The following is a 5,803-nucleotide window of genomic DNA, read 5'->3' as shown; positions in this document are numbered from 1 at the left end:
CGGCAGGCGGATTTAGCAAGCAAGATCACGAAGCTTTGGCTGAAATTTTACGAGGTATCAAAGGCAAATTTATGCTTAGCTACAACGACTGCGAGCTTATCCACGATCTTTACCGGGGCTTTAATATGAAAGAGCTAAATATCAGCTACAGCTTAAATAACGCAGCAGAGCGAAAGAGTAGCAAGGAGCTTTTGATTATGAATTATGACGGTTAAAGGCTTTTTAAACGGTATTTATACTAAACTTTTAAAAGGTATTTTAAAGCCGTTTTAAAATAAAAATTTACGTTTCAAATCAAAGTGGAAAGTTGTCCGAATTTATCCCACTTTGATTTTAAGCGTAAATTCACTTTGATTTGAAAAGCGGTTTTACAAAGTTACGAGCTTCGTTTCAAATTTATCGCTAGCTCCGTAAGCCGCACCTTAACGCTTGAAAAATTAGTATTAAAAACACTCTTATTTAAATTCATAGTGAAAATTTAATTGTTGCTAGCCCCCATACTCGTCGGCTACGCTTCGCAAAGTCTCATTAAATTTCTCTGCAAAAACCCACGGCGCACACTAATGACAGATATCCCGAGCTCACTGCATTTAAATTTTGATATTTACAACGCGGCGTAAATTTTTAAAGCTCATTGCGCCTTTAAATTTATCATTCGCTCCTTAAACTGCCAAGAGCAAATAAAATTTTATTCATCAATGCCTATAACTAGCGATTGCACGGGAGAATCAAGTATGCTTGATAGCGATAACGCCTTTTAATATTTCATAAATATTTAATCTTTTCGGAGCTATAATTTCGTCCATGAATTTCATTCGCAAAATTTTATCAAAAGGATATAATAATGCGCAGTTTGCATTTATCGCTCGTGGCAGTTTCGGTTTTAACCGCACAACTATGGGGGGGGCAAGAGGCCGATTTAGGAGAGATCGTCGTAAGCGCCACCGCCTTTGAGCAAGATATCAAAGAAGCGCCGGCGTCGATCTCGGTAATACCTCAAAAAGAGATCGAAAAGAGAAATCACAAAGACGTAGCCGACATCGTAAAGGATATACCAGGCGTATATTCCGCGCCTAGATTTAGCTCAATGAAGGGCAAAAGCGATATCAGAATGCGTGGTATGGATTCAAAATATACTAAAATTTTAATCGACGGTCGTCCTGTTTCCAGCGAGAGCGCATTTCCAGGTTTCGGCTCGCAAGGAAGCATCCAAAGCTTCATCCCGCCCGCAAATGCTATCGCCCGCGTGGAAGTCATCCGCGGACCGATGAGCTCTCTATACGGTACCGACGCTATGGGCGGCGTGATAAACATCATCACCAAGGGCTTTTCTAATGAACCTAGCGCCAATATAAACGGTTACTACGATATCGCGCAGCACAAAGACATAGGCAATGGCTACTCTACTGGATTTTATGCAAGCGGCGCGATAGTGCCAGACGCACTCGGAATTTCGCTTTACGGGCGATATTTTCATAAATTTGAAGACGCCAAAGACTACGGCAATCCAAAAGACGCGGATAAGAATTTCGGCGCAAAGCTGATGTTTAAGCCGACCGAAAACGACGATCTCGCGCTTGATTACAAACACACGAAAAACTTGACCTCAAGAACTCTAGGCAAAACGGCGTATCTAGGATATAACACTCACGAAGACGACAAAGACGATCAAATTTCGCTCTCGCATAGCGGAAGATACGATAAATTTCTAACCGATACCTATCTATCGCACGAGGTTACAAAAACCTTTTCCGATCAAGCCGCAAGCGACATCAGGCTAAGATCTACGATATTTAATACTCAAGGCTCGTATCTTTTTGACTCAAATACCTTAACGCTCGGCGCACAGTATCGCCATGAGAAGCTGGATTCATCACAAAATGAGCCGGGCTTTAGCGATGATGCACATCTAAAAAGATGGGATGTGTCGGTATTTGGAGAGGATAATTTTTATGTCACGGACGCGCTTGCACTGACTGCGGGCTTAAGATACAACTACGACAAAGACTACGGCGGACACTTTGCGCCGCGCGGCTACATCGTTTATCATCTAAATGAAAATTTATCGTTTAAGGGAGGCGTATCGGCGGGCTATACGACGCCTAATATCGACGATAGATCCGAAGGGCTAAAAATTCCGATAAATCACGGACGCGGTATCAGACTGGGGCGAAGCAGCCTCAAGCCCGAAACTAGCGTAAATTACGAGGTCGGAACGATGTATGACAATAACGATAATCTAAGCCTTTCGGCAACCGTTTTTCACACCGACTTCAAAGACAAGATCGATAGCGTCGTAAGATGCGGCGGCTGGGGATCGGGAGCGGATTTTAATAATCCCGCTACTTGGACTTGTGTTTATCAAGGCAAAACCTATTTTGGTATTTATGAAAACGTAAATGTCGGCAGAGCCTCCATAGACGGACTTGAGCTTAGCGGCGAGTGGAAAATTTTATCAAATTTAGCATTTCACGCAAACTATACCTATGCTAAATCAAAACAAAAATCAGGCGAAAACGAGGGTAAAGCGCTGACCGACACCCCGCGCTATATGATAAAAACGGGACTTGATTACGACTTTAATAGCGATCTGAGCTTCTGGACGCAGGTAAATTATATAAGCAGGGTAAAAAATGGCGTATATGTAAACACTAAAGGCTACGCCGTCACCGACGTCGGGACTAACTATAAAATCACGAAAAACGCTAGCGTAAATTTTAGCGTATATAACGTATTTAACGAAAGAGTAATAGACGATAAACCGACCAGGGCCCTCATAGCTGAGGGTCGTAAATTTCAGCTCGGCTTCAACGTAAATTTTTAATTCGAGCAAAATTTAAAGATGAAATTTGAACGATGAGGAGAGTTTTAAAGAAAAACTTTTGGTTCAACGTCCATTTAATTTTGTCTCTGCTTTGTGCACTACCGCTGCTCGTAGTCGCCTTGTCGGGCTGTTTCATCTCGTATCACGATGAAATTTTTGACGCGATTAACGAGCGGCAGTCTTTCGCCGTCCAAAAAGATGTACCTCGCCTAAAAATTTCTGAAATTTTAAAAATTTTCGGCGAGAAGCAAAGCAGCTTCACGCCGGAGCTAATCGGCATAAAAGACGGCGGCGCAAGCATCGAAGTCGCGGGCAAAGACGGTAAAGGACGAGCAAGAGCGTATTTTTTGAGCCCTTATGACGGACAAATCGTCGGCGAGAACTATGAAGAGAGGATAATGAACGTTGTGCTAAGCCTACATACAAATCTAGGCTTTGAGCTTGCCTTTGGCGAGGGGGCTCGCGAGATCGGCAGGCAAATCGTGGCACTTAGCACGCTAGGGCTCATTTTGCTTTTGCTAAGCGGGATTTTGATCTATTATCCATTTTTTAGACGCAAGCTTACAAAAGCGCTGAAGATCAACTTCAAAACTCGCGGCTACGCGCTGCTTTATCAGATCCACGGATGCACGGGCATCTATGTGGCTGTAATACTTTTTGCTATAAGCGCGAGCGGGCTATATTTTTCTTATGACTGGTTAGCAAGACTAACGAATAAAATTTTGGGCGAGGAGCAAATTTACAAAGCTGAAAAATTTGAACCTAGCCAAAAGTCTGGGTTTAAGGATACAAGCAAACTACGGGAGATCGACGCGATGTTTAAAATTTTTACCCAAAAACACGGTGAAAATTTTAAATTTTTTAACATAATGCTTAATCCAAAAGACGGAGTATATAGCGCGATATACGGGATTGCGAGCGACGAGAGCGATGAATTTAATAGAATCGCGATCAATGCTATGAGCGGCGAAATTTTAAGGGATGTTAAATTTGCCGATATGAAAGCGCAAATGCCGCGTTTTATGACGATACGCATGGCAGTTTTAGATATTCATTCGGGAGAAATTTTCGGGCAGATCGGCAAGCTTATATTTTGCCTATCTTCGCTTTCATTTTTGTTTTTAGCCGCAAGCGGTTTTTGGATGAGCTTAAAAAGGCTTATAAGATAGATCAATGCAAAACACACAGTACTATTTTAAACAGGGCAGAAACATAAAGGCTTTGCAAAAGAGGCTGCGCTCATAGCCTAACAAGTGCTTTGTACCGCGGAATTTCAAATTTATAGCATTTAAGCTTGGGTTATAACGCAGAATTTGACTACGAGGAAGCAGAATTTGTCTCAGCAAAACTACCATTTGCAATTTCAATTGATTTCTTAATTTCTACGAAACTGCACTTTAATTTACCGCGCAGGTTTGCAGCCGTTTTTAAATTCCGCGATTTAGAAGTTCACAAGGCATCAAAAACTATTTATGATGGTTTAGGTCATGCGAACCGCCACATACGCTAGCCAGTCGTGCTTTAAAAATTTACTGCAGTTTAGTTTGCAATGCAAAGCCCTTGAACCACTAAAAACCCTTTATAATCTCCATCAAATGCTTGACAAGAGCCGTAATTGCGGCATTTTCATAGCTATCGTCTGTATTTTGCAACGCTATGGTTTTCATATTGCCGAAAAATCCCGGATCGTAATGCTCGATGTCATTTTGCACGTAGCTTCTTAAAATTTGGCCGTTTCTTACGAGTTGAACCTCATAGATAAACTCTATACCACCAATTCTATCGCTAGGAAACGGAGTAGCTTCGCCCGTAAAGCCCCTGTGGTGCTTTATTGTAATTTTAAGCTCATCGGTAGAGTTTTGATCCAGCAGGTTCGCCTCTTTTAACGCCGCTAAAAGCTGCTCGTTGTACTTTTTCTCGACCGCTTCCGGCGATTGATAGACAAATTTTTTCGGATTATGGTTTTGGAAGTGTTGGTAGGTAATACCCTTGAATTTATACGCGCTTGCGATCGGTACTTTCGGCTGAGACTGCCCGCAACCGACAAAAAATAGCGCCGCAAAAAGCAAAGCAAAAAATTTTTTCATTTTTTCTCCTTTAAAATTTTGTGCAATTATATAAAAACAGGGTTTAGCCCTGGCTAAATTTACGATCTTTCGGCGCCGCTATGCGTTTAAATTTTGATAAATTTAAGCGAAAGCGTAAATTTTAAGCGTAGCTCGGCGGCTAAATTTCAAATCCTTTAAATTTGAAACTCGCTTAAATTTCAAAGCCTCTTCAAATTTAAAATTTAATCCGAATTTGATCTGAAATTTTATAAAATTCCGCCGTTTTAAACGGGCTTTAAAAGCGCGCGCAAGCTGTTTTGAAACCCTGAAATAAAGGAAGCTAATGCCTACTTTTACTACCAAAGACTACAAAGCCGCCCTTCGCAGCCGCGGCGCACGAACCACGAGCACAGGCGGATTTAGCGTCAAAAACGACAATTCCTTCATCGTGATCTTCTCCGTTACGATGATGGCTTTTATATTTTTTTACGGCGTTTTAACCGGGCTTGATTTAGATAAGCTCTTTTTCGCAGAAAGTCGTGGAGGAGGGCGTTACAGTAATGGGCTATTGGGACTTATAATCGCCGGTATAGCTTGGTATAAAGGAAGTGACGGCGATGGGCTGTATAAATTTAACGACTATGCGATCACCTTCGTCTCGGGCGCGCATAATAGAGAAATCCTGCTCTCTAATATCGACTACATTAAGCTTACGCCCGGCTTTTTACGCACCTGCACGAGCTACACGGCACTTAAGCACTCCCGCTACGTAAAAAACGAGCAACTCTTTAAATTTGGGATCGGATCGATCATCGTGCTATGGCTAGTCGGTATCGCCATGAGCGAGCAGCTAACTATGGCATATGAGATGCTGGCGGCGGGCGTCGTGATCTTTTTCTTCGCCAAGGCACTCTCGTCGTGGCGGCTAAAC

At 42.3% G+C, this 5,803-nt stretch carries 4 protein-coding genes and 1 pseudogene; 4 read left to right on the top strand and 1 reads right to left on the bottom strand.

Annotated elements, in window-relative coordinates; translation table 11 throughout:
• The 3 genes and pseudogenes from Q0340_RS07835 to Q0340_RS07825 form a co-directional block, all read left to right on the top strand.
• Positions 1-215, top strand: a pseudogene (locus tag Q0340_RS07835) (DNA adenine methylase); the annotation flags it as partial.
• A 629-nt stretch (positions 216-844) separates the two neighbouring features.
• Positions 845-2,824, top strand: a complete 1,980-nt coding sequence (locus tag Q0340_RS07830; protein WP_298082847.1) for a TonB-dependent receptor — start codon at positions 845-847, stop codon at positions 2,822-2,824.
• A gap of 32 nt (positions 2,825-2,856) precedes the next feature.
• Positions 2,857-3,993 carry a PepSY-associated TM helix domain-containing protein gene (locus tag Q0340_RS07825; protein WP_298082846.1) on the top strand — a complete coding sequence of 379 codons (1,137 nt, stop codon included), beginning with the start codon at positions 2,857-2,859 and terminating at the stop codon, positions 3,991-3,993.
• Positions 3,994-4,392: 399 nt separating this feature from the next.
• Here Q0340_RS07825 and Q0340_RS07820 read toward each other — a convergent pair whose 3' ends face one another.
• Positions 4,393-4,911: a hypothetical protein gene (locus tag Q0340_RS07820; RefSeq protein ID WP_298082845.1), complete on the bottom strand. Its 519-nt coding sequence runs from the start codon at positions 4,909-4,911 to the stop codon at positions 4,393-4,395.
• Positions 4,912-5,215: 304 nt separating this feature from the next.
• Between Q0340_RS07820 and Q0340_RS07815 the strand changes: the two genes are divergently transcribed.
• The coding region (locus Q0340_RS07815) for a hypothetical protein (protein WP_298082844.1) at positions 5,216-5,803 on the top strand (588 nt) is incomplete at its 3' end.

This window comes from uncultured Campylobacter sp. (genome assembly GCF_938045595.1).
GTDB lineage: Bacteria > Campylobacterota > Campylobacteria > Campylobacterales > Campylobacteraceae > Campylobacter_B.
Note: the sequence above shows the minus strand (reverse complement) of the source record. Positions and strands in the feature narration are given on the sequence as shown.

What these genes read in the sequence shown, in the direction of transcription:
- Q0340_RS07825 (WP_298082846.1), top strand. Translation starts at nt 2,857, where the DNA reads ATGAGGAGAGTTTTAAAGAAAAACTTTTGGTTCAACGTCCATTTAATT.
- Q0340_RS07820 (WP_298082845.1), bottom strand. Translation starts at nt 4,911, where the DNA reads ATGAAAAAATTTTTTGCTTTGCTTTTTGCGGCGCTATTTTTTGTCGGT.
- Q0340_RS07830 (WP_298082847.1), top strand. Translation starts at nt 845, where the DNA reads ATGCGCAGTTTGCATTTATCGCTCGTGGCAGTTTCGGTTTTAACCGCA.